This is a genomic window from Corynebacterium choanae (assembly GCF_003813965.1).
Lineage (GTDB): Bacteria > Actinomycetota > Actinomycetes > Mycobacteriales > Mycobacteriaceae > Corynebacterium > Corynebacterium choanae.
The window spans coordinates 2688216-2705376 of the sequence record NZ_CP033896.1 but is presented as its reverse complement, the minus strand read 5'-3'; the positions used below and the strand labels follow the sequence as shown (position 1 = coordinate 2705376).

The window sequence follows — 17161 nt, the reverse complement described above, 5'->3', positions numbered from 1 at the left end:
GGAACAACAAAGGCAATAAAAGCGAACATAGCTGTTGATCTTACCTGGATCGCTATCCGGGTAGGCCCGCTATTGTCACCGCTGCGGTTGTAACGCTTTACTGTTTGTCTGGAAACTGTGACGATCAGCAGCCACCCTTACGTGGCGCAGTAGCTCATAGCCACCGGCTAGCGACTCGGACGTTTCCGACTACAACGACTAGGAGCTTACGGTAGCCACGCGCGGTGTAGCAGGAAAGCACTATTGACAGTGAAGGTGTTGCAGTGGTGCGACTCCCACCGCAGCGGGTACACAGTCCATCTGTTGCTGTTGCTGTTGCTGTTGCTGCTCTTACTGTATGGAACGCCGGACTCCCAGTTGCCCGCTTAATGAGGCTAGGGTTAGCCGTGGCAACTCAAGCCCCAACCATTTGCGCCTCAGCGTCTCGACGACAGGGAAGAATTGTGTCATCTCAGCAGCATCGGTCATCGGATGAGCCCGAAACCACCGCGCCTGCTGGCAGTGAGCAGCAACGCCGCACAGCCATCGTGGATCGTCTCAGCGAGCTTTATCCTGAAGCGACCTGTGACCTTGTGTTCACCAACCCCTTTGAACTACTCATCGCCACGGTATTGTCCGCACAGACTACCGACATACGCGTCAACAGTGTCACCCCTGCACTCTTTGCCGCCTATCCCACCCCGGTGGAATTAGCAGGAGCGCATCAAACAGACGTTGAGACCATAATCCGACCGCTGGGACTGTACCGCAACAAAGCAGCAGCGATCATCGCATTATCGGCAGAACTGCTCGACAAACATCAAGGGCAAGTCCCCGCCGACCGAGTTGCGCTGGAAGCCCTGCCTGGGGTGGGGCGAAAAACAGCAAACGTCGTCTTACCAAACGGATTTGGGATACCAGGATTTGCCGTCGACACCCATGTGAGTCGGGTCGCGCAGCGTCTAGGGCTGGTGACCACCACCACCCCAACGGCCATCGAACGTGAACTGTGCACACTTGTGCCGGAAACCCGGTGGGGGCAACTGTCGCATGAGCTTATTTGGCACGGTCGCACAGTGTGTCATGCAAAACGACCCGCCTGTGCCGCTTGTGGTCTTGCCACCTGGTGTCCGCAAAGCACCACACTTGGGGAACAAGATCACCACATCGCACTACAGCACGTCACCGGCCCGCATGCCCAAGACTATTTACGCCATCTGCAGCAGCTCTCTTAAGCAGAGTCGGCAACACGCGCTCTGCTAGGAGGGGTCGGGAACAAGAATCGTGATAAACGCTGCAAAGTGGACAGTGTTGGAAACGATTCGAGGTTCCAGCTAGGCAAACCCCACAGCTTAGTTGCCCTCCACTACGCGTCCTGCCCAAACTTCATTCGCCCTGTAGATGTGTCGCACACTGATAGCGCCGCCACTCCAGTCGTCCATGATGTGGCTGGGCTTAGTCCTAGCAGTGATGGGATGTCACAGCGTGGGTTGCAACGGTGTGACGAGTGGAGGGAAGAATGCTTACGGTGTGCCAACGAAACCTGCAGCTTGCAAGATCCTAAGACAAGCATGGTTGTGCGGCGCACAAAAGACAGTACACAAGAGAAAACAGCGCCTGAGGCGCACCCCGGCAGCATCGAAAAAACCGGTATCCCAGCTTTGTTGTAGCGTCCCCCCCTGGGCAATCAATGCGGCAACCACCGAGGAATACCACTGCGCGGCAGATGGACTCAAATTCAGCGTGTTTATGTCCGGTATAGCTCGCACCATCGCTATCGTTGCTAGCGACAGCGAAACGTGGTTGACCACAGGCATAATAGAGACGTTCACTATCAGCATCGTGCACATGAACAGGTGCGATCACTGCTGTCACTACTGCGCAGCCACTGCAACTACAGGGAAAGAAAGACACCACATGAACACAACCGTGCGGGCATCCATTATCGGTATGGCGCTAGTGGCAGCGATTCTCGTCACGGTCACCTTCACCAAACTCACCAGCAATGAGCCAGCAGAAGACCTCACGGCACAACCAGCGGCCAGTGCAGTGGCGGCCGCCCCTACCACCACCCCAGCAGACACAGGTGAAGACTCTTCCACTACCGCATTCACCGAGCGTGCCAATCCGTTTCGACCCGACTTTCCGGAATGTCCAGTTACCACGATCGCCGGGATACAGTTTCCCTGTCTTGGTCATCCTGACAAGACCGCCAAGTTACCGATACAGCAACCGACCGTTGTGGCAGTGTGGGCATATTGGTGTAAACCATGTGTGAAAGAACTCCCACTCCTCGCGGAATTTGCTGCAAACCACCCGGAATATCAAGTCATTGGGATGCATGCTGACCAGACCCCGCAAGCCGGTGCTGATCTGCTGGATGAATTGGGTGTGCGGCTGCCGAGCCTCCTGGATAGTCGTGGGGATTTGGCGAAAGCTGTGGGGCTGCCGAATGTGATTCCATTACTGGTGGTCTTTGATGCCAATGGAAACAAGGTAGCGACGCTTACCTTGAGTCCGAACTCGGCGGATGATATTGCCACTGCTGTCGCGGGAGCTTTGCAGGGATAAACCATCCCTTCTTCGGCAGCTGAGATGATGCGGCCGCTGACCTGTTGTCGCTGGCATGGCCAACGATCAAAATCTAGCCCTGCATGTTCTCCCCAGTGTGAGAGCTATTCATGGCATCGCTGAAAAGTGCCAGTGGTGCTGGTGGTATTACAGTAAGTGCCAGAGGTACTGGTGCCCGCAAGCTGTAGGGAAGATAGCCGGTCACTCAATTGGTGGTGTTGTGATGTGGTGGAGCGATGTGGTGGTGCAGTGCGGTGCGGTGTTGTCATGAGGTGCGGTGGTGTGCTGCTGCGGTGCTGTTAGGTGGCTTGTTGGCGCGCTCACGCCAGCTGCGTTGTCGATAGCTAAGCATTTACTCCACACGCGTTGTGTCGAGTGCCGTTGTGCGGGAGATCCTGCGGCGAAATATGTGACATTGAACGCGGGCTACGGTGTTTGTCGGGGGACAAGTATTTCCTCGTCGGTGGCGATGAATCTTGGAGGTTGTTACACGCGGCACCCGCCATATAGATCGTTGTTCTGTGGGAAGGCGTGTCCTGCTTTGCATTCCGCGGACGAGAAGCGATCCCCTCACTCCCACGGTTGGGGTTGCTGCCAGCAGGGTGCAGTGATGCTCACTAATCTGGTGCTCACAAACCACCGGTCATAATCGATGGAAAATATCACTGGATGATGTGTGGCAAATACTCACCAGGTGATGTGTGGCAGGATTGTGCACTGCGGTTGCGAAGAAGCCCAGCTACAACTCCACGGCACACATTGCCGGTGTGTCAACGCTTTACTGCGACACTTTTGGTGCACCGCGCTTCATGCCTTCACAGTGCTAATACACCGTGTTACCTGCTCGCATTGGGTAGGAAGATTCACCGGAACCACATTGTTCGATGCTATCTTGGGCAACCTGGTCTCACCGGCAGTCTCGGATAGGGGCGAATAACGATGGAATCCCTACCCTGCCGAAACGATGGCATTGCTTCGCCGCGGTGGGTGAACACCTTGAGAGAAAAACACCACAGCATCACGTTGACGAAGGAGGAGCGCAGTGGAAGCCCAACAGCATGACTTCACCAGCAAGCCAGCCGCTGCACATCGTGTGCCGCCTTGGCTCGCCCCACTGGTGACAGTTGCAAACAACGGCAAACTACACACCTATTTTCCCGAATGGGACCTCGGCGCAGCCTTGCGTGAACTTCCTGCCCGGGCAGCTGTGCTTGCCCTCTTTCACGGTGATCCGACTGCCACCACACTGCCGGATGATGCACAGATTCTGCTTACCCACCGGCCACCACACATGCGTGCCCATGCGGGACAGGTGTCGTTTCCCGGTGGAAGAATTGATCCGACTGATGCCCACGTTACTGCCGCCGCCCTGCGGGAAGCCTTTGAGGAAGTCGGCATTGTACCGACAGAAATTCAACCCTTGGCGGTGGCAGATAATTTCCCGGTTCGCTCTGCCCGCTATCCGGTCGCCCCAGTGATCGGGTTTTGGCAGCAGCCTCGCCGGCTTCCCATCGTCAATGGTGATGAAACCGATGCGATACTTCATACCCCAATCGCGCAACTGTTAGACCCCGATAGTCGTGTCACGGTTCGCTGGAATTCGTTTACCGGTCCTGGCTTCTATGTGGAGGGCTATCTGGTGTGGGGGTTTACTGCCGCTGTGCTGCAGGCAATGTTGCGTGCCGGCGGGTTTGAAGCACCAGGATTTCGCGCCCCCGAAGTAGACTTGTCGGCGGCATTGGCGGCCAGCGGCAACAATGAGCGGCCATTGCAGGACTAGCAGGGCTGCAGTTTGGAGCAGAGTGGTTCCCGCAATGCTGCAGCTGTGACCACCTGCCTGTGCTCTTCGTCATTGCGCTGCACGTCTTGGGTTTTGGTGGTTGCGCTGATGGCTTTGGGGTTTTGGTGTTTGCTCAACACCAGTCAGCGCAGACCGTGGTAGTGGGGTGGCGTGGCCAGTTGTGGCCCTTTCCTGCAGCGTGAGAGGGTGTGCTGTGGAGCATCAGCGGTGAGCTTTTCCCCTGTACTGTCGGCGGCCGGCCGGCTAAGAAGCAAGCTTCGTGAAAAACGGCCGCCAATAAGTTCCTTGCCGCAGGATGCCTGTAGGATGAGATGCGGCGCACCGGCAGGCATTGCCCGCGCGGCATAACCCCATTTTTTCTGCGACGATGATCGCAACACACCCAAAGCAATGACCCCAGGTGACGAGGAGGCAGCCGTGGATCTGTTACAGGCTGTCGGTGCAGTGGACGTGCTGCTCGGGTGTGTGCTCCTCATCGCCGTAGGATTCGGCTGGCGGCAAGGCGCAATAGCGACATTGATCGACGGGCTTGCCGTGATTTTGGGGTTTGTTGCCGCCTTGCAAATCGCCCCCTATGTGATGGCCATGGTACAAACCGCATTGCTGCGGTGGCTCATTGCCCTGTCGCTCCTGCTGTTTTTCACCGGTATCGCCAGTGTGCTTGGTACCGCGGTGAGTAACCGGGTGCGGGCACGAATGAAACATCATTCCACGATGCGGCAAGACAAATTCGTCGGCATGCTCGTCAGTCCTGTAGTGGCACTGGTTTTTAGCTATCTGCTGCTCGCCCCGGTGGCAAGTATCGCCGGGGGGACGATCGCCGGTGAACTCCGCCAGTCACGGCTGCTGTTTGGGGTGAACCAGCTCATCCCGGACAGTGTTCACACGGTCGATGACCAGTTCGCCGGACTGCTGGCTGACTCCCTGTTGCAGCCGCCCAGTGACCCGTTTGCTGTCACCGCCCCCGACAAGCTGCCACCGGTGGCTGATCTTTCCGTGGACAATGACTTGGTGGCAGCGGTGCGCCCGGCAGTGGTGCAAGTGTTAGCCGTGGCGGATCGTTGCACCCATGGGATGCGCGGCACCGGGTTTGTGATCGCCGATGATCTCATTGTCACAAACGCCCATGTGGTGGCCGGCACAAACCAGGTTGCTGTCGATACTGTGACCGGTACAAAACCTGCCACGGTGGTGTTATACGACCCGGATGAAGACATTGCGGTGCTGCGCAGCGATAATCTTGGGCTTCCTGCCCTGGATTGGGCCGCAGCGATGCCAATGTTTGCCGAAACAGTCACTATTGTCGGCTATCCCGATGGGGGGCCATTTACTGCCGTCCCGGCGCGGATCGTGTCGCTGCGGGTGACTAGTGGGGTGGATATTTACGGGGAAACGGCGAATGTTCGTGCTATTTATCGCATCGACGGGGATGTGCGGCGCGGGAATTCCGGCGGGCCGATGATTAACGCCGCCGGTGAAGTGTTGGGTGTGGTGTTCGCCGACGAGATTCATCATGCCCAGGAAGGCTTTGTGCTTGCCGGGACGGAAGTTCAAGAACTCCTCGGGGATGTGTCCACCTATCGGCTGCCGGTGGATACTGGCCGCTGCGTGGGTGAGTAACCCACCGAACGGTTCCGGGGAAGTATTGGCAACCCTTGGAATATCTACCACGACTTTTGTGGGCTAAGCCGTGTGATTGCGTATGCAGCCTGTGCTGTCATATGGCGACAGCACCCAGCACAAGCGTTTTTTGCTTTGGGCCTGGTGTTTTTAGGAGACGGCGGCGCAACCTATTTTCAGCACTGCCGTGCACAGTGCAGCACCGCCACCGTGTGGTTGCTTGCCCACCGGCGGCGTTGCTTTTACCCGCCGGTGGCGGGTGTTGAACAGGGATCTCGGGTTGCCCCAAGTTTGTGTCGCAGGGGTGCTTGCTTGCAAGGATTTGTGGCGAAGGTATTCGCTTGCACGGATCGGTGTCGAGATGCTTGGCTTGGGCGCCCTGTGTGTTGGGTGTGGTGCGCGGCTGGACGCTCTGTGCCTTGAGTGTGGTGTATCTGGGGTGTGGTGCGCGTTGGCACCGGCCTGTGTTGAAGGTATTTCTCCTTTTCGAGTTGGCAACGCGCGGTGGTGGTGCACATCCTTCAAGCCGTACGGGTGCCATACCCGCCCAGCAGTCGGCCAGTGCAGCCGGTTAGCCGATGGTGTTGCTTCCGGCATACGGTGAACGCTCAAGCGAGCAAACGGCAGGTATCGTCCAGCTTTTAGAGGCGGCGGTGAAGGAAATCGGCAATTACTGCCGCAGTCGCTTCCGGGAACAGCATGTGCGGCAGATGCCGTCCGGCAAGTGTTGTGCATTCGGTGAAATCTGGGGCGCGTTTTTTTGACTGGCGGGCAATCGCCGCCCAGGTGGCATTGCCTTGATGAATACTCAACACCGGACACGACACCGGTTTATTCGCCCACAAGCGGGGAATTCGGGCAAGTTCAAACCGGGCAGTGGATACCATCGCCGCCGGCACCCCGGCAACCTGTGCGGAAAGACGCCGCAGCTGTGCCTGCTGCAGCAAAGGCGGCGAAGTTTTCGTCGTATTCACCCCGGCGTGTTCCAGCAAATCAAGATGGGCAAGAAGCCCAGCTTTGCGGGCAACGAACGCTGCAGGAAGTCGCAACACAGCACCACGAATAAGCGGGGTGGCATGCGACCAGGGCTGCCGCCAGGCGGCATGCCACATATCCGCCGGATGGGCGGCAGCAATAGTTATCAGTGCGGCAACTTTCGCCGGATAATATGCCGCCACAGTCCAGGCGATCGTTCCGCCGGCACCGGCACCCAGCACCGTAGCCGGGGTCGTGGAGAGCGCACTGATCAGACTTGAGACATCCCCGGCAATACTGCGCAGATCACGGCCAGCAGGGGGTTTGTCGCTTAATCCGAAGCCCCGCAAATCCACTGCGGCCACCCGAAAACCGTGGTTCACTAACTCGTCGATGAGCAACAAATAATCGAACCAGCCACCAAATGCTGAGTGCAGACACATCACCAGCGGGGCATCCGGATCGCCGGCGGTAGCAACATGCAGCCGTAAACCCCGACAGTGCACATATTCATGCTGAAACCGGCCGTCGACTGCGAGTTGTTCCGGGGGCAGAGAGCCCTCAACACCAAAACCTGCCACGAAAAAGGTCGCCTTTACTTCAACAATGAATACATCCCGGTGGATTGCACACCGAAACAGAGGAATCCGCCACTCCCGCACTACCTGTGGGGGATAACAACACCAGTGGACACCAGCGGGAAAGCGGAAAATGCAAGAAACCTGGCACCAGTGGCACATCAATCCGGGCACAGCCGCATCTGCTGGGCAGCACCGAATAGCAGCCTTCGGCGAAAAAACAGTGTCCAAGAAATGCACACACCGCGCCGCCGCAGACCGTCGCACCAGCGAAAACACTCGTGCAATCTGCGAAGACGACGCGGAAAAGAATGACACCGACGAAAATACACCGGCGAACCAGGACTAACTGGGAAGCGTTCTGGGCACTCCAAGCCGGTGCCAGTAGGAAGGAGTGCAGCCCCGTTGCCACATCACACAGGAATATGCCACCATCGCCAACCATATTGGCGGTGGGGAGTCCGAGTCGATGGTCTCCCCGGTGGGCAGTAGCCACTGCCTGCCCGGTGCAAGGGGCTAGGAAGAACGTTGGTTACCGATCGGTGTACAGACCGGGAGTTTCCCGCAAGGCTACTCGCTGCTGAGCCTTGCCTGGTACCAGCTTCTTTAATTCCTGCACTGATTCGATGGTGCGTTCCGGCTTGGAGATCTGCTTCACCTTGCCGTAGCCGACCAGTGCCAACAGGCCAGCCAACACCAGCATCACCAAGAACACAATGAGATATGCCGCCCAGGAATCCATCCACTTGGTGAGCAGTTCCGCGAGGAAGAAGAAAAAGAAGAACGAAGAGTACAGGGCAATTACCCCGGCGACACCAAATAGGCCACCACCAATCGCACCCTTTTTCGCTTCCTTGGCCAGCTCAGCTTTCGCCAATTCCACTTCGCTGCGCACCAGCGAAGAGATTTGGGCGGTTGCATCACTGACCAGGTCACCAATCGAGCCCTGACCGGCGGCGCGGGAGTCCACCTCACGCAGCGGAATCGAATCCACCTGCGGGACAAAGTTGTCGGAACCGTCGGTGAAAAGTCCGTTAGAGTTGCTCACGGTAATCGAGATCCTTCTTGAAAATAGCTCATCTTGGCAACATTCCGTCCACTAACGGGACTACGCCCGAGGGGTCGGCTGCTGCGATACAAGAATGCAGTAACAGTCCAATCGTGCCAGAAAACCCCCCAATTTGGGAATTATCCCCACGAATGCGTGTGCCAACCCCACGCCCAGATCTGGCCGAACATAGTGCTGAGCCCGGCAGCGGCAGCCAGCTTGGCACACCAACCGTGTGCCGGGACGTCTATGGTACCGGCGAAGAATATGGCAACCTTGGACACTATGACAATGCAGGCGCTGTGGCAGATGGTCGTGCAACCGGTGCAATCAATCCCGGGAATAGCGGAAACCGCCCGTGCTACTCGTGCCGCATTATTTGCCGCCCATCGCCATCCGGCCGCACTACGCCAACCGGAACACATTACAGCCGAATCAAACCTACAAGGGGCACTCTATGCTGCCCGTCTGCAAGGCTTCACCGATCCGGTAACCAGTCCACAAGCGGCAACCCATCCACTCCTTACAGCAGCTGTCGATAGCTATAGTGTGCTGTTGTCGCCACCGGGAGGTAATCTTTCCCGCGCCGCCACTACCGGACCGTTAGGGATCTTTGCCCAGCTTGCCGTTCATGCCGGCGGCCAGCGGCCACCTGTCGATCCGCGCCCCACACAGGAATCGAAGTCAGCTGGGACTTATGCAGTGACCCCAAAGCAAGCGCCAGCTGTGGGGAATCAATCACCGGCTGTGGCACATCCAGCATCAGGTTTGCACGATGTAACCGCTAGTCTCGGTGATCCCGCATCGGCGGCGCTGACAGATGCGGGCGATACACAAGCGGTTTTGGCGGCCGATGCTTCATCACCGTCAGCATCGGATCCGGCCGCAGCTCTTGCACAGCAGACAAATCAATCAGCACAACTGCGCGGAATCCCTCGCGCGCATCAGCCAGTTGTGCAACTTGCTGGACAGCTGCTGCAATCGGCGCCACATGCGGCCGCGCACCGAATTGACCCCTTGATTATCGGTGCCATCGTGCACGGACTGTTGGCCTCATCGGCGCCCTTTGGTTCTTCTTCGCTGCTGGTAGCCCTGCCAACAGTGCGGGTCATCCACCACCTGAGCGGGGATGATCCACTCATGATGGGGGTTACCGAACGTTATCTGTTTGATCATCAACAAGACTATGAAGCATTACTACTTGAGTTCGCTGCCAGCCGGGAGGCTGCGGGCGAATTTGTGGCATTGCATCTGCAGGCGGTGACAGCAGGCGCCGCTGATGGGCGGGCAATCGCCGATATTGCGCGTAATCACCGCTAGAACACTGTTGCGATGCTCGCGGGCAGTGAGTATTCGCCGGTGTGGACACTGCAACCGTATTTATTCGGTGATCTGCATCTGCCCCAGGTGGGACCAGCTGCCCTGGCTGATTGGCGTCCCCGTGCTCTAGTGCTGTCGCAGCAGGAAACGGAAAATACGAAACGCTGGCTGTTTTGCGGAAGTCGATTCCCGAATCAGAGCCCAACCTGCAGCAAGTGTGGTAATCACGGTAACAAACCCGAGCAGGACTGCTTTCGTAATGCTGCGCCGCATCAGTGGATGGGTAAAGCGGCGAACCGGCCAATGCCGGGCAGCGGCCTCTTTCCGCAATGATCGATCAGGATTGACTGCCACAGGATGGCCGACAGTGGTGAGCATCGGCAGATCGACAATCGAATCCGAATACGCAAAGCAGCGCGACAGATCATAGCCGCGTTCCGCAGCAATCGCCTGCATGGCTTCGGCTTTGCGTTGTCCTTTGCAATAGAAATGAATCGTGCCGTTATAGATACCGTCCTGCAAACCCAGTTCGGTGGCAACCGTGGTCGGTATGCCCAACAGTTCCGCGATTGGTTCGACGACTAGCAGCGGCGACGCAGAGATCAAAATGAGATCATGGCCGAGATTTCGATGCGCATCAAGCAGTTCTTTTGCTTCCGCATAAATCGTCGGGGTGATCACCCGGTTTATCGCATCGCCGAGCAGGCTGCGGATCTCGGCGTCATCCCAGCCGTCAATCATGTTCATCATGGCGGTTTTTAGCCGTTCCATGCGGGTTTCGGTGTGGCCGATGGCGAGATAGATCACCTCAGCCCACACAATTTTTGCGGCGTCGGTCGCAGAGATCAGGCCATGGCCAAACAGCTCCCGGCTAAACGCGAGAGCAGACGACGAAGCTATGAGCGTTTTATCGAGATCAAAGAAGGCTGCCACATTCGTCGGTGTGGCAGCTGGTTGCGCGGCATGCTCACTCACCCTGCCCACCCTACCTGTTTCTGTGTAGCAACAGTGTTGCTGTGTGCTGAGCGTTGCGTTCGTTGCCCGGTGGAGTGTGTCTGTCCCCGGTGAGAGGATCGACGGCCCTGTGGTGATGCGGCGAGGTGACGGGTGCTAGAGCGGTGGCGTGTAGTAGGCGAGGGTTGTGCTTGACGAACAAACCGATGCTGTGGAGAAAAATCTTGCCTGTAGCTGTTTTCCACAGCGGTAGCTGTCCTTTGCACGGGGTGGGCTTGCGCGTTGCTGCACAGTGGGTGTCATGCAAGATTCACACCTTCCGGCAACTTGCGTGTTGCAGGTTGCCGACCCGATGTTGGCACAAGACGCAGCCCATGTCATTGCCGCTGCCGGCTGGGTGACTCGTACTGCTGCGGCGACGCAACAGTGGCGGGGCTGCAACTGTATTGTCGTCGAGCAGGGGATCGATGACTTTTCTGTGCGCAGTGTTGATCCGACATTGCCGATCATCGGCATAACCCGCACCCTCCCGGATCGTACCGGCAGCGACCCCCGTGCACTCGCAGGGGTGGGATCCCTGGACGAGACAATACTGAGGCAACACCCCGCATCGGAAGGCTATCTCGGATATGGCGCTTTCCCGCCGCAAATTATTGCCTTGCCTGAGCAAGGTGGGATTCTGCTTCGTCTGCTGCGTGAACTGCAGCAGCAGCTGGGCTCCTGGCAACCAGTACAACCCGGGATAGTCATTGGGGTTGTTGGTGCAGTCGGTGGGGCAGGGGCCACCGTCACCGCCGGAATCCTTGCTCGGCTTGTTGCCGACTCGGTGCTATTTCTCGACTGCAATGCCCGGCCAGGGGAGGCTGATCTGCTCTTCGGTATGGAAACCCACACCCAGGCTTATTGGGGTGATGTGCAACCTCATGGCGGCATGATTGACAGCCGGGAACTGCTGGCAGCACTGCCTGCCACCAGCGACGGGATTCATATTCTTGGCGCCCCCGCCTATCCACTTGACGCACCTGCCAACCAGCAAATGCTGAACACACCCCGGTGGCGGTATCTGCGGGAGTTTGCCCACAGTGGACGCAACACCGATTGTGTCAGTGTTATCAGCAGTGTTGCCGGCGAAGGACACACCGTCATCTGTGATATTGGCAACGTTACAACACTGGGGGATCCGGTGCTCGAACACTGCGATGCAGTTGTCGTGCTCATCCCTCCTGAGATCCGTGCCGCAACAATATCGACCACGGTATTGCGCTATCTCTCAGCAATTGAAATGCCAACAGCGGTCTATGCGCGGCCGCGCGGCTGGTCAACGGTCGATGAATCCACCTTCCGCACCATAGCCGGCAACGGATACCTCGGCGTAATCCCAGAGATCGCCAGCCTGCACCGGGCAATAGAAACCAGCGGACTGCCCCGACACTTACCGAAAGCAGTAACCGCCCCCCTACAACAATTCCTTGACCTGCTGTAACCGATGTGGGAACACGGCAGTGGCGCCCACACCGTGACCCATCCACACAGCCTCCTGCATTGACAGCTCACAACAAGTAGCCAGCAAACCACACTGCTTGGCTACATCACCTCCAAGCATCAGAAAGCGACAAGTAACCATGTATCAGCAGCATCACAGAGCAACCCAATCGGGGGCCATCGCACACCCCAAACACGCCACCCATCACCCGCCACCAGATGACATCCACAAGCCTTCGGCACCGGCAATACATCACCCGCCACCTCCTGGCAACCCTGCGCCATCAGTCGCCCAGATGCAACCAGTGACCACGGCGCAACCAGTAAATACAGCCATCACGGCAGAGACTCCGCACCGACCTGCCACAGTGACGCTGTCACCGGCGACCATGGCCACCATTCATCGCCACATGGCACAACATCCACACTGCGATGAAACCACCACCGCTGCAATCATCCGCAAAGTCATCCCTGCGATCAGCGACATGGAACTACTTGCAGTACTACGGCGTATCAGCGACGACTCCACCGGACTGGGGGTACTTGAACCACTGCTTGCCCTCCCTGGCGTCACCGACATTGTGGTCACCGCTCCCGACCGGGTCTATATTGACCGCGGCAACGGCCTGGAACACACCCAGGTGACATTCCACGATGACGGGCAAGTACGCCAACTCGCCACCCGCCTCATGCTGTCCTGTGGACGCCGTCTCGACGACGCACAACCCTACGCCGATGGTCGCCTCAACCGTCCCGACGGCACCGCCATCCGCATCCACGGTCTGCTTAGCCCACCGAGTGAACAACACACCCAAATCAGTGTGCGTATCCTTCGGCAAGCCAATAAAAACCTCGACCACCTGGTTGGAACCGGCACCATGCCGGCGCACATCGCCGAACTTTGTCGCGCAGTCGTCAAGGCGCGCCGGGCAATGCTCATCGTCGGGGGCACCGGCACCGGGAAAACCACCCTGCTTTCTGCGCTGCTGCAGGAAGTAGCCCCCACCGAGCGAATGATCTTAATCGAAGACACCCCAGAACTCTGCCCACATCATCCGCATGTTGTCACGCTCGTCACCAGAGCAAACAATGCCGAAGGGGCAGGTGCAATCACCATGGCAACCCTGCTCCAGCAGGCACTGCGGATGCGACCTGACCGGATTATCGTCGGAGAGATCCGCGGCGCAGAAGTCGTCGACCTTCTCGCCGCCCTCAACACCGGGCATGCCGGTGGAGCAGGTACAGTGCACGCCAACAGCCTGCAGGAAGTCCCTGCCCGCATGGAGGCACTCGCAGCACTCGGTGGACTCGACCGCCAGGCTTTACACTCCCAGCTGGCTGCCGCAATCGATGTGGTGTTCTGTCTTGTGCGCACCAGCAAGGGACGCAAACTCGCCGCAATCGGCCAGGTACACCCCGGCCCACCAGTTACCATCACCCCACTGTGGGACTGGCAAACCGGCCCGGCAGCAGGATTTTCCACGTTTTGTCGCAGCCTCACCCAGCAAGCCGCCCCCTGTGACGGCGAAACGCATACTACCACGTTGCGGAGTAAGCAATGTGGGGACTAGTTGTGGCTGCAGCGCTGAGTCTGCTCCTCGGGGAACATGCACCGACACGGCGAATACCTGGGCAAACTGGTGCCGCGACACCCACCCGGGCGCCTGCTTTATCGGTGAAGATAATCGCCACATTCATCGCCAGTTGGGTACTGCTGCGGGTCGCGCTGCACTCCTGGATACTGTGCGGCAGTGTGTGCCTGGTGATTGCCGCAGTGACCTGGGTGGGATGGCGCACCATCACCGCTCGTGCAGTGATCGAAAGAAACGAATGCAGTGCCCAGATGCTCAGCGCAGTGGCATACCAGCTGCGGGCAGGTGTGCCGATGCATGTGGCACTTGGCCGGGTCGCTGACAGTCACCGAATAAACAACCGGCATTCCAGCCCTATCGCGGCAGTATTTCGCCAAGCAGCACGCGCCACAGCACTTGGTCGGGAAGGATATCTCGAACTGATACAAGCCGGTGATCGGCTGCCATATGTCACTGTCGCCGGGGCACTGTGGCAAGTAGCAGCACTGCACGGCATCGGGGCTGCAGAACTCTTTGTCCAGGCAGCCCACAGTGCTGCCGCAGATGTTCGCCATGCCCGCAACACTGCCGCCCAACTCACCGGGCCGCGAACCAGCGCCGCTGTGCTGGCAGCACTTCCCATAGCCGGAATTGGATTGGGCAGTGTGATTGGTGCGAAGCCGTTAGCGTTTCTCATCCACGATCCAACAGGAAAACTGCTCGCCGTCGTGGGGTGTGTATTACTCAGCGGTGGCCTGCTGTGTGCAGACTGGATCATCGGTCGAGCCATGCACACCCCCGGACTGTCACGGCAGCCCCTGCACCAAACGCCAGCAAGCAGCAGGGAAGGATAACCGATGCACAGTGTTGCCTTGCTGATAGGGCTGTGGAGTGTTGCAAGCCTGCTGTGGACTGCCAACCCGACAGGTCGGCTACCGCGGCAGCAAGCAGGTGGTAACACCGCTGCCACCACCAGTTCCCGCCGGCGACTTGGCCTGCCCAGCGAATTAGAAATCTACTGTGCCTGTATAGGCGCCGGTATGACATCAGCGGCCGCCGCCGGAGCAGTCGCAGAAGTCAGCGACACCCACGCCGCTAACCCGTGGCGGCTTCTCCACTCCCTGCTGGAACTGGGGGTGGAACCTGGTGGATGTTGGCAACAATTCGCCACCAGTCAAGGACTGCACACCCTAGCCCAACTAGTCGAAACACAAACCATCATCGGTGCCCGGATAGAAACCCAGCTGCGCGCGATCGCTCAGGAACTGCGGGCAACCGCAGCCGACGAATGCATCGCCCAAGCAGAACGCGCCGGGGTGATGATTGCAATCCCATTGGGTTTATGTTTCCTGCCGGCATTTATCGTGCTGGGACTTGTGCCAGTGGTGTTCTCCCTCGCCGGAGGTCTGCTATGAGCATTCGAAGCCCGCCCACCGCAAAGCAGGTATTCCCCAATCCCTGCCGGTACAACCACGAGGGGTACCGGCATTCCAGATTCATGTAAGTACAACGATTTTTGATGAAGAAAGGTAGTCTTCGATGACTTTCGCCATGAAGCTTTGGTCCCTGTTCGCTCTCCTGCCAGCCCAGATTGTCGCAGTTGCGACCGGCGTGGGTGCCCGGCTGCGCCGGGTACACAGCAACGAACAAGGGTTATCAACTATCGAATACGCCATGTGCACCTTAGCTGCAGCGGCCCTTGCCGCGGTGCTATATGCGGTGGTGACCTCTGATCATGTGCAGCAGGCTTTGCAAGGCATCATTGATCGGGCGTTGAACTCGAGCCCCGTATAGTCTGCTGCTATTCGACGATGCTGCTGGTTGGTTGCAGCAGCCGGGTGCGCCATTGCTGTGCCCCGGTGCGATACTCGACCAACCAGCCGGCAGCCCAGGCGCACCACAGAGATAGTGGTACGGGGTATCACAGCATCAGTCAGTCTGCTGGCGTGGGTTGGAATCAAGTGATGGAAGACCACAGCGGAACCAGCCGAATTGTGCACCATAATCACGGCGCTTATCGATGGCTGCCGCGGCAGCGTGCCGTGGTTAAGAACGCGTTGAATGCACCATCAGCACAGCTTCGCAGCCTCTTACGCTGCAATGTGATCGAGGGAAATCCCAATGCAACATTGTAAACTGTATCGATCTGTATATATCAAAAAACTGGTCGAGCAATTCCGCCGAATCATCGGCCATGCCAGGGACTGTGTCAGTAACGAACGCGGGGCCGCCACGGTAGAGACTGCCTTCGGCGTGATGAGTCTACTGGTGGTGACCATGGTGTTATTTGGGGGATTGGTGGCGGTAGGAACCCGGATTGCCGCAATCGATGCGGCAGGTGCTGCCGCCCGGGCTGCCGCAATCGGGCAACCATACACGCCCCGCAAGGGGGAAGTCACCATCGACAATGACGGCATGATGGTCACCGCCACTGTTCGCTACCAATCACTCTTTGGTGACATCGTGGCTTCCGCAACAGTACTTGCTGAACCCCGCTAGATTCGACCCGAGGAACACACCATGGATCCCATCACCACCTCACGCCATCTGCGGCGCAAGTATTACTGCATACCGCGTTTCCTGCACCGTCAAGCTTTCCCCGATGAGCAGGGAAGTGCCACGGTGGCAACCGTTGGCATGATTGCAGTCTTGGTGGTCACAGCCCTGCTGCTGTTGCACGCCGCACACAACCGCATCGTGCATCATCAACTGCAAGTCGCTGCTGACTGCGCTGCGCTTTCGGCTGCCACCGCACCCTGGTGGGACGCGGATGCGTGCGCGGTAGCAGCACAAATAGCCACCGCACATCATGCCACCCTGGTTGATTGTGAACTGGACGATGGCATGAACGCCACAGTGACAGTGCGCAGTGGGGGACAGCTCCTGAAGTCCCGGGCAGGGCCTGCTGCATTAGCTACCGGGCAGTAGCCGGGCATGCCATAGTTGATTCCCGCTAGGCCAGTTGGTCGCATCGTTTGCGATTAAAGCGCCAAAAAACCGATTCAACTGGGCTGGTAATGCGGGTCAAACATCCCGCGCTGGAAGCGGGTGCACATGCCGGACCTGATGCACATCCCGGAATTGATAGACGAGCCGCATATACCCACATGGACCACATGCAGCACACTGTGTGTATCAAGGTAAGTCAGCTGCGTTGAATGCCCTGGAGTCAGTGGGACGTCGGTGCCTGCTGTGGGTGACAACATCACCCAGCGTGCGCCGATGGATCGTCGTGGTAAAACCCGGTTGCATACCCGCGGCA

The 17161-nt window shown here is 58.2% G+C and carries 17 protein-coding genes; 13 read left to right on the top strand and 4 right to left on the bottom strand.

Annotated features, from left to right (window positions below; all coding sequences use genetic code 11):
• The first annotated feature begins 443 nt into the window (after nucleotides 1-443).
• On the top strand, nucleotides 444-1214 hold the full coding sequence (gene nth / locus CCHOA_RS09750; RefSeq protein ID WP_164472467.1) for an endonuclease III: 771 nt from the start codon (nucleotides 444-446) through the stop codon (nucleotides 1212-1214).
• A 288-nt stretch (nucleotides 1215-1502) separates the two neighbouring features.
• Here nth and CCHOA_RS10750 read toward each other — a convergent pair whose 3' ends face one another.
• Entirely contained in the window at nucleotides 1503-1811 is a 309-nt protein-coding gene (locus CCHOA_RS10750) for a hypothetical protein (RefSeq protein WP_164472466.1), read from the bottom strand.
• Nucleotides 1812-1896: 85 nt separating this feature from the next.
• On the opposite strand from CCHOA_RS10750, the gene CCHOA_RS10745 reads away from it, so the two are divergent.
• From CCHOA_RS10745 to CCHOA_RS09735, 3 genes are all read left to right on the top strand, one after another.
• The gene (locus CCHOA_RS10745; protein ID WP_164472465.1) at nucleotides 1897-2550 is read left to right on the top strand and encodes a TlpA family protein disulfide reductase; all 654 of its coding nucleotides are present in this window, start codon (nucleotides 1897-1899) and stop codon (nucleotides 2548-2550) included.
• A 1042-nt stretch (nucleotides 2551-3592) separates the two neighbouring features.
• Nucleotides 3593-4330 carry an NUDIX hydrolase gene (locus tag CCHOA_RS09740; protein ID WP_123930065.1) on the top strand — a complete coding sequence of 246 codons (738 nt, stop codon included), beginning with the start codon at nucleotides 3593-3595 and terminating at the stop codon, nucleotides 4328-4330.
• Between the two features lie 411 nt (nucleotides 4331-4741).
• Entirely contained in the window at nucleotides 4742-5971 is a 1230-nt protein-coding gene (locus CCHOA_RS09735; RefSeq protein WP_123930063.1) for a MarP family serine protease, read from the top strand.
• 641 nt (nucleotides 5972-6612) lie between these two features.
• Here CCHOA_RS09735 and CCHOA_RS09730 read toward each other — a convergent pair.
• A complete protein-coding gene (locus tag CCHOA_RS09730; protein ID WP_164472463.1) occupies nucleotides 6613-7527 on the bottom strand; it encodes an alpha/beta fold hydrolase in 915 nt (304 codons plus the stop codon).
• A gap of 130 nt (nucleotides 7528-7657) precedes the next feature.
• Here CCHOA_RS09730 and CCHOA_RS10830 point away from each other — a divergent pair, with 130 nt between their 5' ends.
• Nucleotides 7658-7873, top strand: a complete 216-nt coding sequence (locus CCHOA_RS10830; RefSeq protein ID WP_206425793.1) for a hypothetical protein — start codon at nucleotides 7658-7660, stop codon at nucleotides 7871-7873.
• Between the two features lie 183 nt (nucleotides 7874-8056).
• Here the strand turns inward: CCHOA_RS10830 and CCHOA_RS09725 are convergent, their stop codons facing one another.
• A complete protein-coding gene (locus tag CCHOA_RS09725) occupies nucleotides 8057-8572 on the bottom strand; it encodes a phage holin family protein (RefSeq protein WP_123930057.1) in 516 nt (171 codons plus the stop codon).
• 276 nt (nucleotides 8573-8848) lie between these two features.
• Between CCHOA_RS09725 and CCHOA_RS09720 the strand changes: the two genes are divergently transcribed.
• On the top strand, nucleotides 8849-9892 hold the full coding sequence (locus CCHOA_RS09720) for a hypothetical protein (protein WP_123930054.1): 1044 nt from the start codon (nucleotides 8849-8851) through the stop codon (nucleotides 9890-9892).
• A gap of 126 nt (nucleotides 9893-10018) precedes the next feature.
• Here the strand turns inward: CCHOA_RS09720 and CCHOA_RS09715 are convergent, their stop codons facing one another.
• Nucleotides 10019-10867, bottom strand: coding sequence for an HAD family hydrolase (locus CCHOA_RS09715; RefSeq protein WP_164472462.1), 849 nt, complete (start codon nucleotides 10865-10867; stop codon nucleotides 10019-10021).
• 280 nt (nucleotides 10868-11147) lie between these two features.
• Here CCHOA_RS09715 and CCHOA_RS09710 point away from each other — a divergent pair, with 280 nt between their 5' ends.
• From CCHOA_RS09710 to CCHOA_RS09680, 7 genes are all read left to right on the top strand, one after another.
• The gene (locus CCHOA_RS09710; RefSeq protein ID WP_123930048.1) at nucleotides 11148-12329 is read left to right on the top strand and encodes a CpaE/TadZ family protein; all 1182 of its coding nucleotides are present in this window, start codon (nucleotides 11148-11150) and stop codon (nucleotides 12327-12329) included.
• A gap of 388 nt (nucleotides 12330-12717) precedes the next feature.
• Complete coding sequence (locus CCHOA_RS09705; RefSeq protein ID WP_123931157.1) at nucleotides 12718-13899, top strand: TadA family conjugal transfer-associated ATPase; 1182 nt, start codon at nucleotides 12718-12720, stop codon at nucleotides 13897-13899.
• A 2-nt stretch (nucleotides 13900-13901) separates the two neighbouring features.
• On the top strand, nucleotides 13902-14753 hold the full coding sequence (locus CCHOA_RS09700; protein WP_164472461.1) for a type II secretion system F family protein: 852 nt from the start codon (nucleotides 13902-13904) through the stop codon (nucleotides 14751-14753).
• A 3-nt stretch (nucleotides 14754-14756) separates the two neighbouring features.
• The gene (locus CCHOA_RS09695) at nucleotides 14757-15314 is read left to right on the top strand and encodes a type II secretion system F family protein (protein ID WP_123930041.1); all 558 of its coding nucleotides are present in this window, start codon (nucleotides 14757-14759) and stop codon (nucleotides 15312-15314) included.
• Nucleotides 15315-15450: 136 nt separating this feature from the next.
• Entirely contained in the window at nucleotides 15451-15693 is a 243-nt protein-coding gene (locus CCHOA_RS09690; RefSeq protein WP_206425792.1) for a DUF4244 domain-containing protein, read from the top strand.
• Between the two features lie 327 nt (nucleotides 15694-16020).
• The gene (locus tag CCHOA_RS09685) at nucleotides 16021-16398 is read left to right on the top strand and encodes a TadE family type IV pilus minor pilin (protein ID WP_123930036.1); all 378 of its coding nucleotides are present in this window, start codon (nucleotides 16021-16023) and stop codon (nucleotides 16396-16398) included.
• Between the two features lie 21 nt (nucleotides 16399-16419).
• Entirely contained in the window at nucleotides 16420-16827 is a 408-nt protein-coding gene (locus CCHOA_RS09680) for an Rv3654c family TadE-like protein (RefSeq protein ID WP_123930033.1), read from the top strand.
• Nucleotides 16828-17161: the final 334 nt, after the last annotated feature.

Coding starts and splice junctions, on each gene's coding strand:
- CCHOA_RS10745 (WP_164472465.1), top strand. CDS start 1,897: ATGAACACAACCGTGCGGGCATCCATTATCGGTATGGCGCTAGTGGCA.
- CCHOA_RS09735 (WP_123930063.1), top strand. CDS start 4,742: ATGACCCCAGGTGACGAGGAGGCAGCCGTGGATCTGTTACAGGCTGTC.
- CCHOA_RS10830 (WP_206425793.1), top strand. CDS start 7,658: ATGCAAGAAACCTGGCACCAGTGGCACATCAATCCGGGCACAGCCGCA.
- CCHOA_RS09710 (WP_123930048.1), top strand. CDS start 11,148: ATGCAAGATTCACACCTTCCGGCAACTTGCGTGTTGCAGGTTGCCGAC.
- CCHOA_RS09705 (WP_123931157.1), top strand. CDS start 12,718: ATGGCCACCATTCATCGCCACATGGCACAACATCCACACTGCGATGAA.
- CCHOA_RS09695 (WP_123930041.1), top strand. CDS start 14,757: ATGCACAGTGTTGCCTTGCTGATAGGGCTGTGGAGTGTTGCAAGCCTG.
- CCHOA_RS09690 (WP_206425792.1), top strand. CDS start 15,451: ATGAAGCTTTGGTCCCTGTTCGCTCTCCTGCCAGCCCAGATTGTCGCA.
- CCHOA_RS09685 (WP_123930036.1), top strand. CDS start 16,021: ATGCAACATTGTAAACTGTATCGATCTGTATATATCAAAAAACTGGTC.
- CCHOA_RS09680 (WP_123930033.1), top strand. CDS start 16,420: ATGGATCCCATCACCACCTCACGCCATCTGCGGCGCAAGTATTACTGC.